17 protein-coding genes, 2 tRNA genes and 1 other RNA gene are annotated in these 21,477 nt (G+C 52.1%); 9 read left to right on the forward strand and 11 right to left on the reverse strand.

The genetic code is table 11. The annotated features are described in order from the left end of the window. Positions 1-339: 339 nt before the first annotated feature. A complete protein-coding gene (gene tdk, locus AAIG39_RS07640; protein ID WP_090084651.1) occupies positions 340-954 on the reverse strand; it encodes a thymidine kinase in 615 nt (204 codons plus the stop codon). Positions 955-1,505: 551 nt separating this feature from the next. Here tdk and hns point away from each other — a divergent pair. Beyond that, positions 1,506-1,919 carry a histone-like nucleoid-structuring protein H-NS gene (gene hns, locus AAIG39_RS07645; protein WP_090084653.1) on the forward strand — a complete coding sequence of 138 codons (414 nt, stop codon included), beginning with the start codon at positions 1,506-1,508 and terminating at the stop codon, positions 1,917-1,919. Between the two features lie 264 nt (positions 1,920-2,183). Here hns and galU read toward each other — a convergent pair whose 3' ends face one another. The 3 genes from galU to rssA form a co-directional block, all read right to left on the reverse strand. After that, the gene (galU, locus tag AAIG39_RS07650; protein WP_090084654.1) at positions 2,184-3,095 is read right to left on the reverse strand and encodes a UTP--glucose-1-phosphate uridylyltransferase GalU; all 912 of its coding nucleotides are present in this window, start codon (positions 3,093-3,095) and stop codon (positions 2,184-2,186) included. A gap of 197 nt (positions 3,096-3,292) precedes the next feature. Then, positions 3,293-4,306 (reverse strand): two-component system response regulator RssB, encoded by a 1,014-nt coding sequence (rssB, locus tag AAIG39_RS07655; protein ID WP_090084656.1) that lies wholly within the window; start codon positions 4,304-4,306, stop codon positions 3,293-3,295. A gap of 93 nt (positions 4,307-4,399) precedes the next feature. Then, positions 4,400-5,311, reverse strand: a complete 912-nt coding sequence (gene rssA, locus AAIG39_RS07660) for a patatin-like phospholipase RssA (RefSeq protein ID WP_090084658.1) — start codon at positions 5,309-5,311, stop codon at positions 4,400-4,402. Between the two features lie 111 nt (positions 5,312-5,422). Here rssA and AAIG39_RS07665 point away from each other — a divergent pair, with 111 nt between their 5' ends. From AAIG39_RS07665 to AAIG39_RS07685, 5 genes are all read left to right on the forward strand, one after another. Beyond that, positions 5,423-5,893 carry a YchJ family protein gene (locus AAIG39_RS07665; RefSeq protein WP_090084659.1) on the forward strand — a complete coding sequence of 157 codons (471 nt, stop codon included), beginning with the start codon at positions 5,423-5,425 and terminating at the stop codon, positions 5,891-5,893. A gap of 36 nt (positions 5,894-5,929) precedes the next feature. Next, positions 5,930-6,772, forward strand: a complete 843-nt coding sequence (gene purU / locus AAIG39_RS07670) for a formyltetrahydrofolate deformylase (RefSeq protein WP_090084660.1) — start codon at positions 5,930-5,932, stop codon at positions 6,770-6,772. A 158-nt stretch (positions 6,773-6,930) separates the two neighbouring features. Beyond that, positions 6,931-7,015 (forward strand) — tRNA-Tyr (locus AAIG39_RS07675). 133 nt (positions 7,016-7,148) lie between these two features. Then, positions 7,149-7,233 (forward strand) — tRNA-Tyr (locus AAIG39_RS07680). A 44-nt stretch (positions 7,234-7,277) separates the two neighbouring features. Beyond that, positions 7,278-7,408, forward strand: a non-coding RNA gene (locus AAIG39_RS07685) — RtT sRNA. A gap of 6 nt (positions 7,409-7,414) precedes the next feature. Here AAIG39_RS07685 and AAIG39_RS07690 read toward each other — a convergent pair. Further along, positions 7,415-7,858, reverse strand: a complete 444-nt coding sequence (locus AAIG39_RS07690; RefSeq protein WP_090085099.1) for an Lrp/AsnC family transcriptional regulator — start codon at positions 7,856-7,858, stop codon at positions 7,415-7,417. A gap of 108 nt (positions 7,859-7,966) precedes the next feature. On the opposite strand from AAIG39_RS07690, the gene AAIG39_RS07695 reads away from it, so the two are divergent. After that, positions 7,967-8,863 (forward strand): DMT family transporter, encoded by an 897-nt coding sequence (locus AAIG39_RS07695; RefSeq protein WP_343193552.1) that lies wholly within the window; start codon positions 7,967-7,969, stop codon positions 8,861-8,863. Here the strand turns inward: AAIG39_RS07695 and narI are convergent. From narI to AAIG39_RS07720, 5 genes are all read right to left on the reverse strand, one after another. Continuing rightward, entirely contained in the window at positions 8,860-9,537 is a 678-nt protein-coding gene (gene narI, locus AAIG39_RS07700; RefSeq protein WP_090084663.1) for a respiratory nitrate reductase subunit gamma, read from the reverse strand. The genes AAIG39_RS07695 and narI overlap by 4 nt on opposite strands. Continuing rightward, the gene (gene narJ / locus AAIG39_RS07705) at positions 9,537-10,247 is read right to left on the reverse strand and encodes a nitrate reductase molybdenum cofactor assembly chaperone (protein ID WP_343193553.1); all 711 of its coding nucleotides are present in this window, start codon (positions 10,245-10,247) and stop codon (positions 9,537-9,539) included. The genes narI and narJ overlap by 1 nt, the downstream gene beginning before the upstream one ends. Then, entirely contained in the window at positions 10,244-11,782 is a 1,539-nt protein-coding gene (gene narH / locus AAIG39_RS07710) for a nitrate reductase subunit beta (RefSeq protein ID WP_343193554.1), read from the reverse strand. Before narH ends, narJ begins: the two co-directional genes overlap by 4 nt. After that, positions 11,779-15,522: a nitrate reductase subunit alpha gene (locus AAIG39_RS07715; protein ID WP_343193555.1), complete on the reverse strand. Its 3,744-nt coding sequence runs from the start codon at positions 15,520-15,522 to the stop codon at positions 11,779-11,781. Before AAIG39_RS07715 ends, narH begins: the two co-directional genes overlap by 4 nt. A 393-nt stretch (positions 15,523-15,915) precedes the next feature. Then, positions 15,916-17,310, reverse strand: a complete 1,395-nt coding sequence (locus AAIG39_RS07720) for a NarK family nitrate/nitrite MFS transporter (protein WP_090084670.1) — start codon at positions 17,308-17,310, stop codon at positions 15,916-15,918. A gap of 306 nt (positions 17,311-17,616) precedes the next feature. Here AAIG39_RS07720 and narX point away from each other — a divergent pair, with 306 nt between their 5' ends. Together narX and narL are read left to right on the forward strand one after the other, a co-directional pair. Next, the gene (gene narX / locus AAIG39_RS07725; RefSeq protein ID WP_343193574.1) at positions 17,617-19,416 is read left to right on the forward strand and encodes a nitrate/nitrite two-component system sensor histidine kinase NarX; all 1,800 of its coding nucleotides are present in this window, start codon (positions 17,617-17,619) and stop codon (positions 19,414-19,416) included. Next, positions 19,409-20,059 carry a two-component system response regulator NarL gene (gene narL / locus AAIG39_RS07730; RefSeq protein WP_090084672.1) on the forward strand — a complete coding sequence of 217 codons (651 nt, stop codon included), beginning with the start codon at positions 19,409-19,411 and terminating at the stop codon, positions 20,057-20,059. Before narX ends, narL begins: the two co-directional genes overlap by 8 nt. Here the strand turns inward: narL and AAIG39_RS07735 are convergent. Next, positions 20,056-21,477 (reverse strand): YchO/YchP family invasin, encoded by a 1,422-nt coding sequence (locus AAIG39_RS07735; RefSeq protein WP_249568996.1) that lies wholly within the window; start codon positions 21,475-21,477, stop codon positions 20,056-20,058. The two genes, narL and AAIG39_RS07735, sit on opposite strands and share 4 nt — an antisense overlap.

The raw sequence follows: 21,477 nt of genomic DNA on the forward strand, positions 1-21,477 counted from the left end.
CTGATTCGCCAGAATGACTGTATCAATACCATACCCTTAAGCATAAACGTCCCACAGAACGCGTAGCGTGGCTGATTATGGATATGTGAAACCGCAGATGCTAATACATCTGAGTATGCAGGACACTGCAATAAAGAAGAGATTGTCCGACTGGCGCACTGAAAACCAAACTGCCAGGACGTGTGCTCTGATTGTCGCTGTAACGTCGGATACAGCGTAATTGCGTGACACCACGCGGACAGTGTCCCAGGCGCAGAGTCTGAGGTTTTTATTCTCTGGCCTGGGGGCAGATTCTCGTGCCTGAAATCAATTTGCAGAACACGCAGACGTACAGGAGAGTTACCCTCTTATACGCGCCTGAATAGCAGCCAGAGAGCCTTCTGCAAGCGCCTCTTTATAATGTTTACGGCAAACGGACACATAGCGCTCATTACCGCCAATAACGACTTGCTCGCCCTCATTATATGGACGCCCCGTCTGGTCAAGTCGCAGCACCATACTGGCTTTACGTCCGCAGAAACAGATAGTTTTTAGTTCAACCAGTTTATCTGACCACGCCAGAAGATATTGGCTACCGATAAACAATTCGCCGCGGAAATCTGTTCGTAATCCATAACAGAGCACGGGAATATCAAGTTCATCGACGACATCGGACAACTGATATACCTGCTGGCGGGTTAAAAATTGACTTTCATCAACTAAAACGCAGTGGACAGGCTCGCGCTGGTGCTCAGCATTAATTTCATCTTTAAGGGATGTATTTTGGTTAAAAAGACGCGCCGGCGAGGATAAGCCAATTCGAGAACTTACCTTCCCTGCACCAAAGCGGTCATCAATTTCCGCTGTATAGACCAGAGTCCGCATGCCGCGTTCCTGATAATTGTAGGAAGACTGCAGTAAAGCCGTGGATTTACCGGCATTCATCGCTGAATAGTAGAAATAAAGTTGCGCCATCGCCCGCATGACCCCAATCAAAGTGTGATATTCCTTGTCAGGATTGTATCATATTTTAACGTAGCTCCCGGAATGCCCAATGCACACTTTACTTACCTTCCGTACATGTTTTCATCGATATGCTTCACGCTATTTCCTTTGGCAAGCTGTTGCTGCCAAAGAAACAAACAATAAGCGCACCGCGTCTTACCAGGGGTATAAAAAACAAGAAAATTCAGCGCCAGGCACAAGAAATTATTAATGTTTTATGCAAAACGACGCTGTTGTGAGCCCTAATAAAAAAGGTTGATATTTATCCATCGAAACTATAATTCGCATGAGATTAATCAGTTAAAAATGCCGATTAAACACCTGAGCCGTTCGGGTGATAATGCTTTCAATATGGCTTTTTTGTGCGGTTCTTCAAGAAAAATTTAAGTTAGCGATTTTTAAAAATGAGGTAAATAAAGAGGAAATTTGAATTCCTTACATTCTCACCTATTGCACTACTCAAATTAACGCTCTATTATTAGCTCAACAAACCACCCCAATATAAGTTTGAGATTACTACAATGAGCGAAGCACTTAAAATTCTGAACAACATCCGTACTCTTCGTGCGCAGGCAAGAGAATGCACTCTGGAAACGCTCGAAGAAATGCTGGAAAAATTAGAAGTGGTAGTTAACGAGCGTCGTGAAGAAGAAAGCGCTGCAGCTGCTGAAATCGAAGAACGTACTCGTAAACTGCAACAATATCGCGAAATGCTGATTGCTGATGGTATTGATCCGAATGAACTGCTGAACAGCATGGTCGCAGCTAAAACCGGAACTAAAGCTAAACGCGCTGCTCGTCCGGCTAAATATAGCTACGTTGACGAGAACGGCGAAACTAAAACCTGGACCGGCCAGGGCCGTACTCCGGCAGTAATCAAAAAAGCGATGGACGAACAAGGTAAAAAACTGGAAGACTTCCTGATCCAGGAATAATCCCAAGCCTTTATGAAAAATCCCGCCAATGGCGGGATTTTTTTTAACCACTTTTTTAACCATTGTTGCTAAACATATTGCGTGGGGATGAAGATAAACGTGTATTACTGATGCTATATACTCCCCCACTTTCCCATATCGATATTCCCAATCAGCATAATGATGTTCACGTTCATGGTCAGTCATCCCTGAGATAGCTACTGGCAATAAAAAAGCCGGAGTGATAAGCATCAATCCGGCTTTATTCCCTGCGACTAAAGCAGGTTAGGCTTTAGCGACACCGACCGCGTCTTCCAGCCAGGCTTTAAATTCTTTGCCAAGTACGTTATGGCGAATACCATATTCTACGAAAGCCTGCATATAACCCAGCTTATTGCCGCAATCGTGGCTTTTGCCTTTCATGTGGTAAGCTTCGACGGTCTCTTTCTCGATAAGCATATCGATAGCGTCGGTCAGCTGGATCTCGTCACCTGCTCCCGGAGGCGTTTTAGCCAGTAACGGCCAAATCTCTTCGCTGAGGACGTAACGGCCTACAACAGCAAGGTTAGACGGAGCAACATTCGCTTTCGGTTTTTCTACTACGCCAACCATCGGCACACTGTCACCGGGTTTGAGTTCAGCGCCTTTACAGTCAACAACACCGTATGCAGTCACATCTTCAACAGGCTCAACCATAATCTGGCTGGCACCGGTTTCATCGAAACGCTTAATCATTTCAGCCAGGTTATCCTGTGAAAGATCGGACTCGAATTCGTCCAGAATGACATCCGGCAGAATAACCGCAACGGGCTCGTTACCTACAACCGGATGCGCACACAGCACCGCGTGTCCAAGGCCTTTAGCCAGCCCCTGACGGACCTGCATAATGGTGACGTGCGGCGGGCAAATAGCCTGAACTTCTTCCAGCAGCTGACGTTTCACGCGTTTTTCCAGCATGGCTTCAAGCTCAAAGCTGGTATCGAAGTGGTTTTCGATCGAATTTTTCGACGAATGTGTAACCAGAACAATTTCGGTAATACCCGCAGCTATACATTCATTCACGACATACTGAATTAATGGCTTATCAACCAACGGTAACATTTCTTTAGGAATAGCCTTTGTCGCCGGCAGCATCCTGGTTCCCAATCCCGCAACCGGGATAACTGCTTTAGTCACTCTTGAATTTATGGCAGCCATTGAAAATCTCCTGGTCTGTTCACGCTTTGAGCATGTTCATGAATTAATTCGCATCTGAGTATATCAGTACCAGCGTAATGACCTGGTCTGAAAAGGACGCTATAACGCTTAATTAGGATTAATACGCAAAACTGTGGCGATAGTACCACTCGCCTTAAAAAGGAGGTAAAGCTATCTGCGCAATACGTTGCGATTGCTCATTCCGCAGACAACATTAAACGCAGACGACCACCAGCTCCCCATACCTGACACTGCCAGGCATCGCACCGTTGGCTCAATTGGTTCAGATAAGTATTTCCTAAGGTGCCCAACGGTACACCGTTACTGATTTGAATTTGGTGTTCGCCGGTATTTAATGTGGCATTAAGGCCTGCCGACACTAAAATAAGGTTCTTTAATTCGCTGTGATAATACCCTACCAACAGAGGGAACTGTCCGGGCAAATTTGCCTGACGGAGTAACTGGTTTACCTGTTTAAGTAAACTACCCATCTCGGGAAGTTTTTGATGTTGATGTGACAACTGTTCCTGAAGTAAACCGTTAAACAGCGCACGCAGTAATAATGCAGCCAGAACGCCATTATTCCCTGCCCGCGTCACATCAAGGCAATAAAAGGCCAGATCGCGCGATGATATTGGCGCGATATCAAGCACCAGGCCTGGCTGATCGGCAGAAACTAACTGACGATAATTAACCCGACACCCCGACATTTTCTGCTGAACCGGCGGCTGTAATTCCTGTAAAAGTTTGGCAGCCGCTTGCGGATTTTCTACCAGCGCATCCCAATCCTGAAACAGACGTTCTTCTTCTTCGACACGCGAATTAAACATATTGGGATAGAGACAGGCGAACACGGTCTCTTTAAGACGGTTAAGATCTTTAACTGGCTTAAGTAAAACGTCCTGCACACCTAAACGTAGCGCCTTCGCAATATCTGCCATGTTGTCGGTAGCGGAAATGACGAGCACCGGCATTTGATCGCCTTTATTGCGCAAATGTTCGACAAGCTTAAGACCATTCATTCTCGGCATGGCAATATCGCAAATCATGAGATCAGGGGAGGCATTGTTCAGCTGTTCGAGCGCTGAAACGCCATCATCCGCGACCAGTGTTTCCGCTCCCAGAGATGAGAGCCAGGAATCCAGCAGCGAGCGGAAGACGGGTTCGTCTTCAACGATCAGTATCTGTTTTCCTGCTAACGGCTGCGTCATCTTATCTCCCCTGCCCGACGATAAATAAATAGTGGCATGATCTATCAATAATCGCCTGTCAGAATTTGCTGAACTCGAATAAAAAAAACATACTCAGGCTATTGTCCTTACTAACGGTAGTAGTTCATCAATTTTCTTTTCAACAGCAAGTTGCCCCGCTGCGATTGCTGCCTCTGCCCGATGAAAATCAAGTGTCGAAATTTGTGGACAAATTGGCTGAATTAAAATATCGGGTGGATCGCCGGCCATTCGGTTGCGCTTAAGTCGATTTTCAAGCACCTGAATGGACGTGGACATGATTTCCATGGCTGTAGGTGCAACAACGGTGCGCCGGGCCTTCATTTTACTCAGTCTGTCCCGAAGGCGTTCATGCCAGCGTAAGTCGTCACTCTCTATGCCTTCTTGCGCCTCTTCCATTAACGTTGTCGATACTAAATCCTGCTGCATCAAATGCGCATCATGCTGCAAATCGACCGCAATAACGATATCAGCGCCAAGTGCGCGCGTCAGGGAAACAGGCACCGGATTCACCACTGCGCCATCAACCAGCCAGTAACCATTATGGGCGACGGGCGACATCAGCCCGGGCATGCTGCACGAGGCGCGCACCGCAAGATGAAGATCGCCTTCGGTAAACCATAGCTCCCGCCCGGTGCTGAGGTTGGTTGCTACGGCACCGAATTTCAACTGGCAATCAGTAAACTGCGTATCTGGCAGGACCTGCCGATAGTGGTTAAAAACGCGCTCGCCGCGCAATAATCCACCGCGTCGCCACGATGGATCCATAAGCTTGAGGACGTCCCAGTAACTGAAAGATCGCACCCACGCTTCCAGTTTAGGGAGTTTATTGCAGGCATAAGCGGCGCCCACAAGGGAACCTATTGAGCACCCCGCCACGACGTCAATTTTGATCCCTGCATGTTGCAATGCATTTATCACACCAATGTGTGACCAGCCTCTGGCAGCACCTGATCCCAGCGCCAACCCAATTTTAACCGTTCTCATTACCTGGATTTTTGTCCCCCGGAACGACTGGCGTAGCCACGAAGCTACAGCTCAGTTAACATAACGCTACTCTGGCTTATAGTGCCGTTATTTTTGTACAGGAAGCCGATTTTGTCTCAACTCTGTCCCTGCGGTAGCGCAGTCGAGTATAGCCTATGTTGTCAGCCTTATCTGTCTGGCGCACAGGTTGCGCCAAATCCATCACATCTTATGCGCTCCCGTTACAGCGCATTTGTGATGAAAGATGCCAACTATTTGGTTAGCACCTGGCATCCGGATTGCCATGCCGCCACGTTTCGTCCGGAAATTGAAGCGGGTTTCGACCGTACCCAATGGCTGGGTTTGACGGTGTTCGAACATGCCAGCGGAAAAAACGACACAGAAGGTTACGTCAGTTTTATTGCTCGTTTCAATGAGGATGGCAAAGCGGGAGCAATTATTGAACGTTCCAGATTCTTAAAGGAGAACGGCCGGTGGTATTATATTGACGGCACACGTCCGCAATTTGGCCGTAACGATCCGTGTCCGTGCGGGTCTGGCAAGAAATTCAAAAAGTGCTGCGGGCAATACGCCCAGCGATAACTCATAGCAAACACCATCAACAGGATTTACCCGGCAATGCATTCATTACAACGTAAAGTATTACGCACCATTTGCCCTGACCAGAAAGGTCTGATCGCGCGGATTACCAACATTTGTTACAAACACGAACTCAATATTGTGCAAAACAACGAGTTCGTTGATCACCGTACCGGTCGCTTTTTCATGCGCACTGAGCTGGAAGGTATTTTTAACGACTCTACCCTGCTGGCCGATCTGGACAGCGCGTTGCCGGAAGGTTCTGTTCGTGAACTGAACCCGGCGGGACAGCGTCGCGTGGTGATTCTGGTGACGAAAGAGGCTCATTGTCTTGGCGACTTATTAATGAAAGCCAATTACGGCGGGCTGGATATCGATATTGCAGCCGTGATCGGCAACCATGATACGCTGCGTTCTCTGGTAGAACGTTTTGATATTCCGTTTGAGCTGGTCAGCCATGAAGGACTAACCCGCGAAGAGCATGATGAACTTATGGCGCAAGCCATTGAAGCGCATCAACCGGATTATGTGGTGTTAGCGAAGTATATGCGCGTACTGACGCCGGGTTTTGTCTCCCGTTTTCCCAATAAAATTATCAACATTCACCATTCCTTCCTGCCGGCATTTATCGGGGCGCGTCCTTACCACCAGGCGTATGAGCGCGGGGTAAAAATCATCGGCGCGACGGCACACTACGTAAACGATAATCTGGACGAAGGCCCAATTATCATGCAGGACGTGATTCATGTAGATCACACTTATACTGCCGAAGATATGATGCGTGCGGGTCGCGATGTTGAAAAGAATGTTCTGAGCCGTGCGTTGTATCAGGTACTGGCGCAACGTGTTTTCGTTTACGGTAACAGAACGATTATTCTTTAATCGCTAACGAAATGAATTGATTAGCTTTAATCCGTTACGGATGAAAAGTACGCAAACGATTCAGTTTCGTTGAAGGAAAGCTTTACAGCGGCGCGTCATTTGATATGATGCGCCCCGCTTCCCGTAACGGAGGCCGGCCAGTATAAGCTTTACCCCGTGGTGGGGTTCCCGAGCGGCCAAAGGGAGCAGACTGTAAATCTGCCGTCATCGACTTCGAAGGTTCGAATCCTTCCCCCACCACCATTATTCACCACAGCAATGTGGTAACACCGACAAGTTATGCAGATGTTTGCACTTGCCGGGAAGGGTGAGGAGCAAAGCGACAAATCATCTTCTCCCCTCTTCAAAGCAGTACCCGACAATTTGAATTACCCCTGGTGGGGTTCCCGAGCGGCCAAAGGGAGCAGACTGTAAATCTGCCGTCATCGACTTCGAAGGTTCGAATCCTTCCCCCACCACCATCACTTCATGTAGCACCCAGCCCAGTCAAATCCACACTGTCATAAATTCTTTCGAACAGGGAAGGATGAGAAGCTTCGACTAAGGTTCGATTCGAGCGCAGCGAGAAAGCGTTGCCGCAGGCAACGACCCGAAGGGCGAGGAGCAACGCGACGAGTCATCTTTCCAGCACCACCAACATCATTACACTGGCGGCAAGCGGCGTTTTACCGGCGAGCTTTTCACAATAGAGGTGTTGCACTGGGCGTATTCCGCCAGGCCATCTAATAATGTGTCCAGTTGTTCAATGGAGCGGACCACCAGCCGGATAACAAAACAATCCTCCCCGGTGACCTTATCGCTCTCAATACACTCGGGCATCGCCTGAATGTATTTATCCACCTTCTGTAATAACCCCGGCAATGGGCGAACACGCACCAGTGCCTGCAGGGTATACCCTAACGCTGTCAAATTAACCCGCGCAGCGTATCCTTCAATCACCCCCTTTTCCTCGAGCCGCTTAAGCCTCTCCGCTGTACTGGGTGACGACAGGCCAACACGACCACTCAATACTTTCAGCGACATCCGTGCATCTTCCACCAGACACGCCAGAATGAGTCGATCAATTTCGTCGATAAGGCATTCCATTCTTTTCACCTAATTAATAAACGTTATTCCCGCATTCTACCTTACATCAACCCTGTAAATCCGGCCTGTCATTTTCGACAATAAAGACCACTATTGAGGAGGTGGTTTATGCAAAGCAGGCAAAAAGGCGTCTGGCAGATGAGCCTGGCGATGTTAATTTCCGGTTCCATCGGTGCATTCGTTTTGCTGTCGGGATTACCGGTCACGGAAGTGGTTTTCTGGCGATGCCTGATCGGGGTAATCACCCTGTTTATCTTTATCCGGGCGAGTAAACAGCCCTTTAGTCCATTGACTAAAGTGACGCTGGCATTAGCCATTGCGGGCGGTATTGCCCTGGTCGTCAACTGGTTATTGCTGTTTGCCGCCTATAGCCGTATTTCGATTGGCCTGTCGACTGTGGTCTACAATACGCAGCCGTTCATGCTGGTTTTAATGGGGATGGCGCTGGGCGAGCGGGTCAGTCTGGTGAAATGGGGATGGCTTTTGCTCGCCTTTGTCGGGGTGGTGATTCTGCTCTCCGGTGAGCTTGCATCCGGTCTTTCCGCACAGTGGTTTTCTGGTATCGTACTGGCCCTGAGCGCTGCTTTTTGTTACGCGCTGACTGCTATCATCACCCGTAAACTTACCGGGATCGCACCGCAGCATATTGCCTTTATCCAGGTGTTAACCGGGGTAATTCTCCTGCTACCACTGGCCCGCATACCCACCGTTTCCACGGACTTTCCGTGGCTGATTTTGCTCACGCTCGGAATTGTACACACCGGCGTGATGTACCAGTTACTCTACAGCGCTATTCAGAAATTGCCGACCCCCGTCACAGGTTCGCTCTCCTTTATATACCCCATCGTCGCGATTGTGGTTGATAAACTGGTTTTTGGCCATACGCTCAACGCTACTCAGCTGGCGGGCGGGGTATTGATTCTGTTTGCTGCCGCAGGTAATAACCTGGGCTGGGGGGAGAAAAAACCCCGCGAATGCGGGGCTGAAATCAGAATGCGGAGTTAGCGGCGCGCGCGGACAATCTGGTATTTGCGCGTCAGATATTCAACTGGCGCGCTCCAGATATGCACCAGCCGCGAGAACGGGAACAGCACAAACAGCGTCATCCCCAGCACCAGATGGAGACGATAGATGAATGCCACCCCGTCAAGGTGTGCAGAGGCCCCGCCGTGAAAAGTCACCACGGCCTGCGCCCAGCCCACCAGTTTCATCATTTCGCTGCCATCCATATGCTGCGCGGAGAAGGGGATCGTCAGCAGCCCCAACGCACACTGCACCATCAGCAATGTCATGATCAGAATATCGGCTGCCGTCGAGGTCGCGCGAATACGCGGATTGAAGAGCCGACGTTTCAGCAGCATGATACCGCCCACCAGGCACATCACACCGCTGGCCCCGCCGCCAATCATCGCCATTTTTTGTTTCACCTCAAGTGGCAGGAATGATTCGTACATCCAGTGCGGTGTCAGCATCCCCAGAAAGTGCCCGGCAAAAATGCCCAGGATCCCAAGATGAAACAGGTTCGACCAAATCACCATACCTTTGCGATCGAGCATTTGGCTTGAGCCGGCGCGCCAGCTGTACTGGCCGTAATCATAGCGCAGCCAGCTCCCCATCAGAAAAATCGTCCCGGCAATATACGGGTACATATCAAAGAAGAACATATTCAGGAAGTGCATTATTGCTGTCCTCCGGTTGTGATATTCAGATACTGCGGTGCGACAGCGCCAGCAAAGCGACGTTGATGTGCAGTAATGTCAGATTCGCCACACCCCTGTTCGGCAAAGAATTTCACCTGCTCTTCTTCCCAGACGGCGTCCAGCGCCTGCGGGGTATCATCACGCGCTTCATCGGCGATTTTTTCTGCCACTTTCTGTTGATCGATAGCGGTATTCGCCAGTTCAATAAGTGGGGTAAACAGCATCGCATAGTGACTTTCGCGCTGTTGTAGTCGTGCGCTCAGCAGCGCCAGAATCGGCGCAATATCCTGCAATCCGCCCAACGCCTCTGCCGGTGACAGTTGCGCCAGATACTCCAGATAAAGCGGCAGATGATCCGGTAACTCACGGCTATCAAGCTCAAGCCCTTGCCGGGCGTATTGCGCCAGCAGATCGACCATCGCCTGACCGCGGTCGCGGGATTCGCCATGGACATGCTCGAACAATAGCAATGAAGTCGCACGACCACGATCAAACAGCTCGCTGTAGCTTGCCTGGGCATCCAGCAGATCCTGGGAGGTCAATTGTTGCAGAAATTCGATAACCCCTTGCGACTGAGACGCCGTGAAGTGCGTTGATGATTGCAGTGCCTCCATCAGCTCCTGCTTATGCTGCCACAGGGCAGCATCCGGGTATTCCAGCAGGCGGGAAATAACGACCAGTTCAATCATAGGTGCGGCTCCGTTTTTACCGACACATCAATGGCATCGATTCGGCGGCTGTTGAACAGGTTGAATTTACTGTCTGAACCGTGGCAGCCGTCGCCAAAGGTAAAGCCGCAACCGCTCTTCTCAGGAAATGCTTCGCGCGCCAGTTCGCGATGGCTGCTCGGTACTACGAAGCGATCTTCGTAGTTGGCGATGGCCAGATAGCGGTACATCTCCTGCGCCTGCGCTTCGCTCAGCCCCACCTCTTCCAGCGCGCGGGTATCGACGACGCCGTCGACGGTTTCCGCACGTTTGTAGTGGCGCATTGCCAGCATACGCTTGAGTGCCAGCAGTACCGGTCCGGTGTCCCCTGCGGTCAACAGGTTCGCCAGGTACTGTACCGGAATACGCAGGCTGTCCACGTCTGGCAGAATACCGTTGCGGCCCAGCTCACCCGCATCTGCCGCAGACTGAATCGGTGACAGTGGCGGCACGTACCAGACCATTGGCAGAGTGCGATATTCCGGGTGCAGCGGTAGCGCCAGCTTCCAGTCCATCGCCATTTTATAAACCGGCGACTTTTGGGCGGCGTCGATAACACTCAGTGGAATGCCGTCATTTATCGCCTGCGCAATAACTTTCGGATCGTTCGGGTCAAGGAACACATCCAGCTGGCGCTGATAGAGGTCTTTCTCGTTTTCTGTGCTGGCCGCGTTTTCAATCGCGTCCGCGTCGTATAGCAACACGCCGAGATAGCGGATACGGCCCACGCAGGTTTCGGAGCACACTGTCGGCATCCCGGATTCAATACGCGGGTAGCAGAAGATGCATTTCTCGGATTTTCCGCTTTTCCAGTTGAAGTAGATCTTCTTGTACGGGCAGCCAGTGATGCACATACGCCAGCCGCGGCATTTATCCTGATCGATCAGCACAATGCCGTCTTCTTCGCGCTTGTAAATCGCCCCGCTCGGACAGGTCGCCACACAGGCCGGGTTAAGGCAATGTTCACACAGGCGCGGCAAATACATCATGAAGGTGTTTTCAAACTGGCCGTACATCGCCTTCTGGATGTTTTCGAAGTTTTTGTCTTTTGATAACTTCGCAAACTCGCCGCCCAGGTCATCCTCCCAGTTTGGCCCACGGGTGATCTTATCCATCCGTTGGCCGGTAATCAGCGAGCGCGGGCGGGCGATGGGCTGGTGTTTGCTGTCAGCCGGCGCGGTATGGAGCGTCTGGTAGTCATAATCAAATGGCTCGTAATAATCATCGATGGCCGGCAGATGCGGATTGGCAAAGATTTTTCCCAGCAGCATCGGACGGTTACCCATCCTCGGCTGCAGCTTACCGTTAACTTTACGGATCCAGCCGCCCTTCCATTTTTCCTGATCTTCCCAGTTAGTCGGGAAACCGACGCCTGGTTTACTTTCCACGTTGTTAAACCACGCGTACTCCATCCCTTCGCGGCTGGTCCAGACGTTTTTACAGGTGACTGAGCAGGTATGACAGCCGATGCACTTATCCAGATTCAGCACCATGCCGACTTGTGAACGAATTTTCATTTTACGCTCTCCTGTACCTGGTCATTACCTTCGCCATCTAACCAGTTAATGTTTTTCATCTTACGCACCACCACAAACTCATCACGGTTGGAGCCGACCGTCCCGTAGTAGTTAAAGCCCCAGGACAGCTGCGCATAACCGCCGATCATATGGGTAGGTTTCGGCGTAATGCGGGTCACCGAGTTATGGATACCGCCACGCTGACCAGTGATTTCTGAGCCAGGAATGTTCACGATACGTTCCTGAGCGTGGTACATCATGGTCATCCCGGCGGGAACGCGCTGGCTGACCACTGCGCGCGCGGTCAGGGCACCGTTGCAGTTAAAGACTTCGATCCAGTCGTTATCTTCGATCCCCAGCTCTTTGGCATCCGTCTCACTCATCCAGACAATCGGACCGCCGCGCCCTAAGGTCAGCATCAGCAAATTGTCGCTGTAGGTGGAGTGAATCCCCCATTTCTGGTGCGGCGTCAGGAAATTGAGCGCTTTTTCCGGATTGCCGTTGGACTTCTCGCCCATCACCTCTTTCACTGAACGGGTGTCAATGGGCGGACGATACACCAGCAAACTTTCACCAAAGTCACGCATCCACTGATGGTCCTGATACAGCTGCTGGCGACCGGAGAGCGTACGCCATGGAATGAGTTCATGAACGTTGGTATAGCCCGCGTTATAAGAGACATGCTCATCTTCAAGGCCGGACCAGGTCGGGCTGGAGATAATTTTGCGTGGCTGCGCCTGGATATCGCGGAAGCGGATTTTTTCCTCTTCTTTATTCGTTGCCAGGTGCGTATGGTCGCGACCGGTAAATTCACTGAGCGCCGCCCAGGCTTTTACCGCCACATGGCCGTTGGTTTCCGGCGCCAGAGTCAGGATCATCTCTGCCGCATCGATCGCCGTGTTTAGCATTGGCTGGCCTTTCGCCGGGCCATCTGCTTTGGTGTAGTTGAGCTTACGCAGCAGATCCATTTCGCTCTGGGTGTTCCAGGCAATGCCTTTACCGCCGTTGCCGATTTTCTCCATCAATGGGCCGATAGAGGTAAAGCGTTCGTAAGTCGCCGGATAATCACGCTCAACCGGAATCAGGTGCGGTGCAGTTTTACCGGGGATCAGGTCGCATTCGCCTTTTTTCCAGTCCTTCACCTCCAGCGGCTGCGCCAGTTCAGCGGCAGAGTCATGCAGAATTGGCAACGTCACCAGATCGGTCTCTTTACCGAGATGCCCCACGCAGACTTCGGAGAATTTTTTGGCGATCGCTTTATAAATCTCCCAGTCGCTTTTTGACTCCCAGGCCGGATCAACGGCCGCAGACAACGGATGAATAAACGGATGCATATCCGAGGTATTCATGTCGTCTTTCTCATACCAGGTTGCGGTCGGCAGCACGATGTCAGAATAGAGACAGGTACTGGACAGACGGAAGTCCAGCGTCACCACCAGATCCAGCTTGCCGTCGAGACCGTTATCTTTCCATTCCACCTCTTCCGGCTTCACGCCGCCCTGCTTACCGAGATCTTTACCCTGAATACCGTTTTCCGTACCCAACAGGTACTTGAGCATGTACTCATGGCCTTTACCGGAGGAGCCCAGCAGATTTGAACGCCAGATAAAAAGGTTACGCGGGTGGTTTTTGCCATTTTCGGGCTGCTCCGCCGCAAAATGCAGGGAGCCCTCTTTCAGGGATTTCACGGTGTAATCCACCGCCGACATACCTGCTTTTTTCGCCTCTTCGGCAATACGCAGCGGGTTGGTGCCCAGCTGCGGCGCCGATGGCAACCACCCCATCCGCTCAGCACGGACGTTGAAATCGATAAGGCTGCCGGTGTAGCGTGATTTATCGGCCAGCGGAGACAGTAACTCCTGCGCGGTAACGGTTTCATAGCGCCACTGGCTGGAGTGGTTATAGAAGTAAGAGGTACTGTTCATATGACGCGCCGGACGCTGCCAGTCGAGAGCAAACGCCAGCGGCTGCCAGCCGGTTTGCGGGCGCAATTTTTCCTGGCCAACATAGTGTGCCCAGCCGCCGCCGCTTTGACCGATACAACCGCAGAAGATCAGCATATTGATGATGCCACGGTAGTTCATATCGAGGTGATACCAGTGGTTCATCCCTGCCCCGATAATGATCATCGAGCGGCCATGGGTCTTGTTGGCGTTATCAGCGAATTCGCGGGCGATACGGATAATATTGGCGCGGGAAACGCCGGTGATTTTTTCAGCCCAGGCCGGAGTATAGGCTTTGATATCGTTGTAGTCTGTGGCGCAGTTTTCATCATTAAGACCGCGCTCCAGGCCATAGTTTGCCAGAGTCAGGTCATAAACCGTGGTCACCAGTGCGCTGCTGCCATCGGCCAGTTGCAGACGTTTAACCGGCAGTTTATGCAGCAGAACGTTTTCCAGCTCAACCTTGCTAAAGTGCCCGGTACCTTCGCCGCCAAAATAGGGGAAGCCAACGTCTGCAATCTCATCCTGGCGACCCAGCAGGCTAAGTTGCAGCTGCGTCTCAACACCGGTAGTGCCGTCACGCTGTTCAAGGTTCCATTTGCCCTTCTCGCCCCAGCGGAAACCGATCGAACCGTTCGGTGCCACCATGTCGCCGTTATCAGCGAAGGCGACGGTTTTCCACTGCGGGTTATTCTCCTGCCCCAGTGCATCCACGAGATCAGATGCACGCAGCATACGGCCTGCGGCGTAGTATCCTTCACGCGGTTCCAGCATCACCAGCATTGGCATGTCGGTATAACGACGCACATAATCGGTAAAGTACTGGCTCGGATTATCCAGGTGGAACTCACGTAGCATTACGTGGCCCATCGCCAGCGCCATTGCCGCATCGGTGCCCTGCTTCGGCGCCAGCCACAGGTCGCACAGCTTGGCGATTTCGGCATAATCCGGGGTTACGGCAACGGTCTTGGTGCCTTTGTAGCGGACTTCGGTAAAGAAATGGGCATCCGGGGTACGGGTCTGCGGCACGTTGGAGCCCCAGGCGATAATATAACTGGAGTTATACCAGTCAGCGGACTCCGGTACATCGGTCTGCTCGCCCCAGGTCTGCGGCGAGGCCGGCGGCAGGTCGCAATACCAGTCGTAGAAGCTCAGGCAGGTGCCGCCTATCAGCGACAAGTAACGTGCCCCGGAAGCATAGGAGACCATCGACATAGCCGGAATTGGCGAGAAGCCCGCTACGCGGTCCGGGCCGTACGTTTTTACGGTATAGACGTTAGAAGCGGCAATAAGCTCATTCACTTCCTGCCATGAGGAACGGACAAAACCACCGCGTCCGCGCGCCTGTTTAAAACTTTTGGCTTTCTCTGCATCTTCAATGATCGAGGCCCAGGCATTCACCGGGTCCGGGTGCTGCACTTTCGCTTCGCGCCATATTTTCATAAGGCGTTTGCGCATCAGCGGATATTTAAGGCGATTTGCGCTGTAAAGGTACCAGGAGTAACTGGCACCGCGTGGGCAGCCGCGTGGCTCATGGTCAGGCATATCCGGGCGTGTACGCGGATAGTCTGTCTGCTGGGTTTCCCAGGTGACGAGACCGTTTTTGACATAAATCTTCCAGCTGCAAGACCCGGTGCAGTTTACACCGTGAGTAGAACGCACGATCTTGTCGTGCTGCCAGCGTTGGCGGTATCCATCCTCCCAGTCCCGGTTTGTTTCGAGAAGCTGGCCGTGCCCATCGGCAAAGGTTTCGCCCTTCTGTCTGAAGTAGCGAAATCGGTCCAGGAATTTACTCATCGGGTTTCTCCTGTATGGAGCCTGACGGCTCTCTGATAAATCGACATTGCGCAAATTAGGGGTTACAGCATTTGCGGCGAAAGTAACGCTCTGAAAGGGGGGAAGAATTGATGGCGATCAAGCCGTAACGGCTTCATCACGGGAGCAAAATCATTTTCTACCTCTAAAATGGTAGAATATTTTTAAACATAATTTATTGATAAATAAGCAAATAAATTGAATTAAACGACGAAGAGCGTCAAAAAATACGCTAAGCAGGTATTAAGGAGTATATCCCCCTGTAGACGAGGCTTTTTCGCTGTGGTTAGTGAAAATACCGATAAGTATGTTGTAACTAAATGAAGACAAAAAAAGCGCGGGCCAGGCCCGCGCACAAGGATAATCAACATTTACCTAGTTTTTATTAGAATTCCGTCCGTAGATAGCCCAGGTGATCACCACACAGGCGATGTAAAACACCAGGAAGACTTTCATCGCGCCTGCCGGGGAGCCGGTGAGTGCCAGTGAAGTACCGAAGGCTTTCGGGATAAAGAAGCCGCCAATAGCCCCAATCGCTGAAATAAAGCCCAGCGCGGCAGCGGTTTCGGTTGCCGCCTCGCGCAATGCCATTGATTCACTGCCGCCGGATTTTTTCACGCGTTCCAGCGTCATCTTGCGGAAATTGACTGAGATCATCTGGAAGGTGGAACCACTGCCCAGCCCGGCCGTCAGGAACAGCATCAGGAAGACGCCAAAGAAGGCGATAAAATTCCCGCCTGCGCCATTCGAAGGCAGCGTCAGGAAAAGTAAGGCGCTAAAAATAGCCATCAGGATGAAGTTCACCAGCGTCACGCGTGTCCCGCCCAGGCGATCCGACAGTGCTCCACCAGCAGAACGGGCAAGCGCACCGATGAGTGGACCAAAGAAGGCGTAATGCATAATGACCACGTCCGGAAACTGGGTCTTCGACAACATAGCGAAACCGGCTGAAAATCCGATAAACGAACCAAAAGTTGCCAGATAGAGAAAGCTCATGATCCACATGTGCTTACGCTTTAACACAGGCAGCTGTGCTTTCAGTGACGCTTTCGATGCGGTCAGTTCGTTCATGCCAAACCAGGCGGCCAGGGTAAAGAGTGCCAGCAACGGTACCCATACCCATGCGGCATTGGCCAGGAAGATCATACTGCCATCAGGCTGTGCCACGCCCGTTGCGCCGAATACGGCAAACATCGAAAACGAAATCGCCAGCGGTGCCAGAAGCTGCATCACGCTCACGCCCAGGTTGCCAAAGCCGCCGTTAATCCCTAACGCGCTCCCCTGCTTCTCTTTTGGAAAGAAGAAGCTGATGTTCGCCATGCTGGAAGCAAAGTTCGCCCCGGCAAAGCCACACAACAGCGCGATGACAATGAATGTACTGAATGGGGTTGAGGTATCTTCAACCGCGAAACCCAGCCAGAGGCATGGGATTATCAGAATACCGGTACTGAATGCGGTCCAGCGACGGCCACCGAATACCGGGACCATAAAAGAGTATGGTACGCGCAGCAGTGCGCCCGAAACCGACGGTAAGGCTGTCAGCATAAAGAGCTGGTCGGTCGAAAACTGAAAGCCGACTTTGTTCAGGTTTACGGCAACAGCACTAAATAACATCCACACACAGAACGCCAGTAACAGACACGGGACAGAAATCCACAAGTTACGACTGGCGACGTGGTGGCCCTGGCGTTGCCAGAAAAGCGGATCGTCCGGACGCCAGTCGTTAATAACTCGGCCTGACACCCTTTGGGGGGTAGAAGAGTGGCTCATAGACACCTCTGGTTATTGATTTGACGAGGCCACATTAGTTTTTACAGCGCAAGGTAAGTTGATATAAATCAAAGGAAAAGTCTGCATAACACCGGACAAAAAGCGACCATGCTCATTAGTGAGTAGCTCCCTTTTCTAAAAAAAGTGTGGTTTTTCACCGCCCTGTAGCATTGTGAAAAAGCCCCTCTCCTTTTATGGATAAAGGCAACGATAAAGGGGTACTTCTTTATGAGTATGGGTATACCTCAGGGTATGGCGGACAATGTCGACCACTCTTTGTTTCTGCGCGCCGGAGTCTTGCCATCTATGCTTAAACGCCTCTTTACACCGCTCTCACTGGTCAACCAGGTCGCGTTGACAATGCTGCTGTCCACGGTTATCGGCGTGGCGGGCATGGCGGTTTCCGGCTGGCTGGTGCTTGGCGTTCAGGGCAGCGCCCACGCCATTAACAAAGCGGGATCGCTGCGCATGCAAAGTTATCGTCTGCTGGCGAGCGTGCCGCTGCGCCCGGCAGATGATGCCTTACTCCAGGAGATGGAGCAGACGGCATTCAGTTCTGAACTGGCCGATGTTGCCGAACGTGACGGACAGCAACAGCAGTTACAGGCGTTACAGTATTTCTGGCGCAACGACGTCGCTCCGGCCCTTAAAGAGGCTCAGGAACCGCAGGCCGTCACCGATAAGATTGCTACCTATGTTAATCGGATCGATACGCTGGTTACCGCCTTCGATCACAGCACCGAACAGCGCATGGCTCGCGTCGTGATCCTGCATCGGGTGATGGCCATCTTGCTGGGTTTACTGCTTCTCTTCACCGTCGTCTGGCTTCGTGCCCGCCTGCTCCAGCCATGGGAACAGCTACTGAAAATGGCCCAGGCGGTCAGTCAGCGTAACTTCACCCGACGGGCACAAATCAACGGACGCAATGAGATGGCGACCCTGGGGACAGCGCTGAATAATATGTCGGAAGAGCTGGCGGAAAGTTACGCCGTCCTTGAACAGCGCGTTCAGGAAAAAACCGCCGGGCTTGAGCAAAAAAACCAGATTCTCTCTTTTCTGTGGCAGGCCAACCATCGCCTGTATTCGCGCATTCCGCTGTGCGAACGGCTATCACCGGTACTTCACGGCTTGCAAAATCTGACGTTGCTGCATGATATCGAGTTGCGCGTTTACGACATGGAAGATGAGAAAAACCATCAGGAATTCACCTGCCACTCGGATATCTCCTGTGATGATCGGGGGTGCTATTTATGTCCGCGCGACATCCACCCCACCCCGGCTGGCGGCAGTTCAACACTGAAATGGCGTCTGGCGGATAACCATACGCAGTATGGTTTGCTGCTGGCGCAACTGCCCAACGGCAGGCATCTTAACCATGATCAGCAACAACTTGTCGATACGCTTGTTGAGCAGTTAACCGCGACCCTGGCGCTGGACCGCCACCAGGAACACCTGCAGCAGATGATGGTGATGGAAGAGCGTGCCACCATCGCCCGGGAACTGCATGACTCCATCGCACAGTCACTCTCCTGTATGAAGATGCAGGTCAGTTGTTTACAGATGCAGGGCGGCAGCCTGCCTGAGACCAGCCAGCAGTTGCTGGGGCAAATACGCACCGAACTTAATACCTCATGGGCGCAGTTGCGTGAGCTATTGACGACATTCCGCTTACAATTAACAGAGCCCGGACTGCGTCCGGCACTGGAATCCAGTTGCCAGGAATACAGCGCGCGCTTTGGTTTCAGGGTCCAACTGGATTATCAACTCCCTGCGCGTCTCGTGCCTTCGCACCAGGCAATCCATCTGTTGCAGATTGCCCGCGAAGCATTAAGCAATTCGCTAAAGCATTCTGGCGCGACTGAGGTCATCGTCTCGGTCGTCCAACAGGAAAAACGAGTAATATTGCAGGTTCGCGACAACGGCTGTGGCGTGCCGGAAAACGCAGCGCGAACTAACCATTATGGCTTGATTATCATGCGCGACCGCGCGCAAAGCTTACGTGGCGATTGCCAGGTGCGACGGCGTGAGTCCGGCGGCACCGATGTGACCGTGACGTTTATTCCCGAAAATCTTCTCTCATCTGTACAAGGAGATAATTATGACTAACCAGGAACCGGCTACCATTTTGCTCATCGACGATCACCCGATGTTGCGTACCGGCGTCAGGCAACTTATCAGTATGTCGCCTGAGATCACCGTTGTCGGCGAAGCCAGTAATGGCGAACAGGGTATCGAGCTGGCAGAGGAACTGGACCCGGACCTGATACTGTTAGACCTGAATATGCCTGGGATGAACGGCCTTGAAACGCTGGATAAACTGCGGGAGAAAACGCTGTCGGGTCGCGTGGTAGTATTCAGCGTCTCGAATCACGAAGAAGATGTTGTCACGGCCCTTAAACGCGGTGCCGATGGTTATCTGCTCAAAGATATGGAGCCGGAAGATTTACTCAAAGCCCTCCAGCAGGCTGCGGCGGGCGAGATGGTTCTGAGCGAAGCGTTAACCCCCGTGCTCGCGGCCAGCCTGCGCGCTAACCGGGCAACCTCCGACCGTGACATCAGCCAGTTAACTCCGCGCGAACGCGACATCCTTAAGCTCATCGCGCAGGGTCTGCCCAATAAAATGATCGCCCGTCGTCTGGATATCACCGAAAGCACGGTAAAAGTGCACGTAAAACATATGCTGAAAAAAATGCGCCTTAAATCCCGCGTGGAAGCTGCGGTCTGGGTCCATCAGGAACGCATTTTTTAATTTTCAGGCGCCATCAGATCCCAGCCCGGTGCGGCATCGGAGGTGTCAACCAGCGGTGCCGTCAGTGTCAGCACAATCTCATTGGACGAGACGCGCTGACCCTTTTCATCTTCGGCAATAACCGCCAGATGCCACTCGTTAGTTGCCCCTTCGCTGTTATCCCATTTCGGCATAATAATCGACCAGCCGTCCGTACTACCGGAACGCGCGGGCGGCGTGAGGCTAAGCTGTTGGGTATCCCCCTGCCAGCGTAACTCACGAATTCCGTGCGTACTGCGAATATCGAGTTTCAGAGGCACCGTTTCGCCTGGCTGCAGATCCCAGGGCGGTGTGGCGAGGAATACTGAAAGCGTCTTACGCTGACGGTATTCAAAGACCGGAAGCGTATCCCGCACCGGATTATCATAACGGCTGCCGCGCAAAGACGGCTCTTCTCCCAGTTGGCTGGCGGAAAGTTGTTTCCACAGAGGAACACCAAACCGATAATTCAGTTTTAAACCTAAATCGTTCTGACTTTCGCCGTTTTCCCCCTGTTTATGGTGCGCCGAGAACGTAACCAGGGGAACCGGCGTATAATCAAGCCCCACTTTTACCGCCAGCGGATTACGATAACCGGTTCCGGAGTCGAATAGATCCACGCTCTCACCAAAGTATTGTTCCAGACTGACGCTGGTATCAAGCTGCTGCCAGAAAGGTAAACGCGCCTGAGCGGTAATGTCATAGCCGCGAGCCATACGTTGCTGGAGTGTTGCCGAGCGATATGTCCAGTCGCTGAGCGGCTGATAGTAGTTGGCAGAAAAACGCAGCGATTGCCCCCATACTTCCGCCCCCAGACCTGTGCGGGCAAGGTTTTCATCGATCAGATTGTCATAGAAGGTGTTATAGCCCAGCAGCCAGTCACCGGTAATCCAGCGCTGTCCGATACCCACGTTACCTACCAGGCCGTCGTCCTGTTGTGTCAGGCCAAGCTGACTCCAGCTAAGGTAACGGGAAGTATCCTGTAAAGGGATAAACCAGTCGCCATGGCTACCGTTGAAGCCCCCGTCGTCATCAACTTTGACATCTATAGTCGCTCTGCCCCATGGCGACAGCCAGGACTCCACCTGCTGGTTTACCTCATCGCTCACCACATCACGCAGTTGACCAAAAGCGAACTGGCGCGCCTGCGCCCCCGCATCCAGCCCGTTGTCTGTCATGCTGGCTTCGCCAAAGGCTTTAGCCATTTCGGCCAGGTGTTTTTCACTGTTGCCTTTATCCGGAGCCATACCGAGATCGGGCAACGTATCACCATCATTATCAAACGGATGTTGAGCCTGCTGAACATACCAGGACTGCGGGGAGGTCTGTAAACCACTAACCGCACTTCCCGCCAGCGGCAAGAATAAAAGCAGTATTGGGGAAGAGGAAAACCAGTGCAT

The sequence above is a fragment of the Phytobacter palmae genome (assembly GCF_039409775.1).
Lineage (GTDB): Bacteria > Pseudomonadota > Gammaproteobacteria > Enterobacterales > Enterobacteriaceae > Phytobacter > Phytobacter palmae.

Excerpts from the sequence above, each read along its gene's own strand:
- tdk (WP_090084651.1), bottom strand. The coding sequence starts at position 954 with ATGGCGCAACTTTATTTCTACTATTCAGCGATGAATGCCGGTAAATCC.
- hns (WP_090084653.1), top strand. The coding sequence starts at position 1,506 with ATGAGCGAAGCACTTAAAATTCTGAACAACATCCGTACTCTTCGTGCG.
- galU (WP_090084654.1), bottom strand. The coding sequence starts at position 3,095 with ATGGCTGCCATAAATTCAAGAGTGACTAAAGCAGTTATCCCGGTTGCG.
- rssB (WP_090084656.1), bottom strand. The coding sequence starts at position 4,306 with ATGACGCAGCCGTTAGCAGGAAAACAGATACTGATCGTTGAAGACGAA.
- rssA (WP_090084658.1), bottom strand. The coding sequence starts at position 5,311 with ATGAGAACGGTTAAAATTGGGTTGGCGCTGGGATCAGGTGCTGCCAGA.
- purU (WP_090084660.1), top strand. The coding sequence starts at position 5,930 with ATGCATTCATTACAACGTAAAGTATTACGCACCATTTGCCCTGACCAG.
- AAIG39_RS07690 (WP_090085099.1), bottom strand. The coding sequence starts at position 7,858 with ATGGAATGCCTTATCGACGAAATTGATCGACTCATTCTGGCGTGTCTG.
- AAIG39_RS07695 (WP_343193552.1), top strand. The coding sequence starts at position 7,967 with ATGCAAAGCAGGCAAAAAGGCGTCTGGCAGATGAGCCTGGCGATGTTA.
- narI (WP_090084663.1), bottom strand. The coding sequence starts at position 9,537 with ATGCACTTCCTGAATATGTTCTTCTTTGATATGTACCCGTATATTGCC.
- narJ (WP_343193553.1), bottom strand. The coding sequence starts at position 10,247 with ATGATTGAACTGGTCGTTATTTCCCGCCTGCTGGAATACCCGGATGCT.
- narH (WP_343193554.1), bottom strand. The coding sequence starts at position 11,782 with ATGAAAATTCGTTCACAAGTCGGCATGGTGCTGAATCTGGATAAGTGC.
- AAIG39_RS07715 (WP_343193555.1), bottom strand. The coding sequence starts at position 15,522 with ATGAGTAAATTCCTGGACCGATTTCGCTACTTCAGACAGAAGGGCGAA.
- AAIG39_RS07720 (WP_090084670.1), bottom strand. The coding sequence starts at position 17,310 with ATGAGCCACTCTTCTACCCCCCAAAGGGTGTCAGGCCGAGTTATTAAC.
- narX (WP_343193574.1), top strand. The coding sequence starts at position 17,617 with ATGCTTAAACGCCTCTTTACACCGCTCTCACTGGTCAACCAGGTCGCG.
- narL (WP_090084672.1), top strand. The coding sequence starts at position 19,409 with ATGACTAACCAGGAACCGGCTACCATTTTGCTCATCGACGATCACCCG.
- AAIG39_RS07735 (WP_249568996.1), bottom strand. The coding sequence starts at position 21,477 with ATGCACTGGTTTTCCTCTTCCCCAATACTGCTTTTATTCTTGCCGCTG.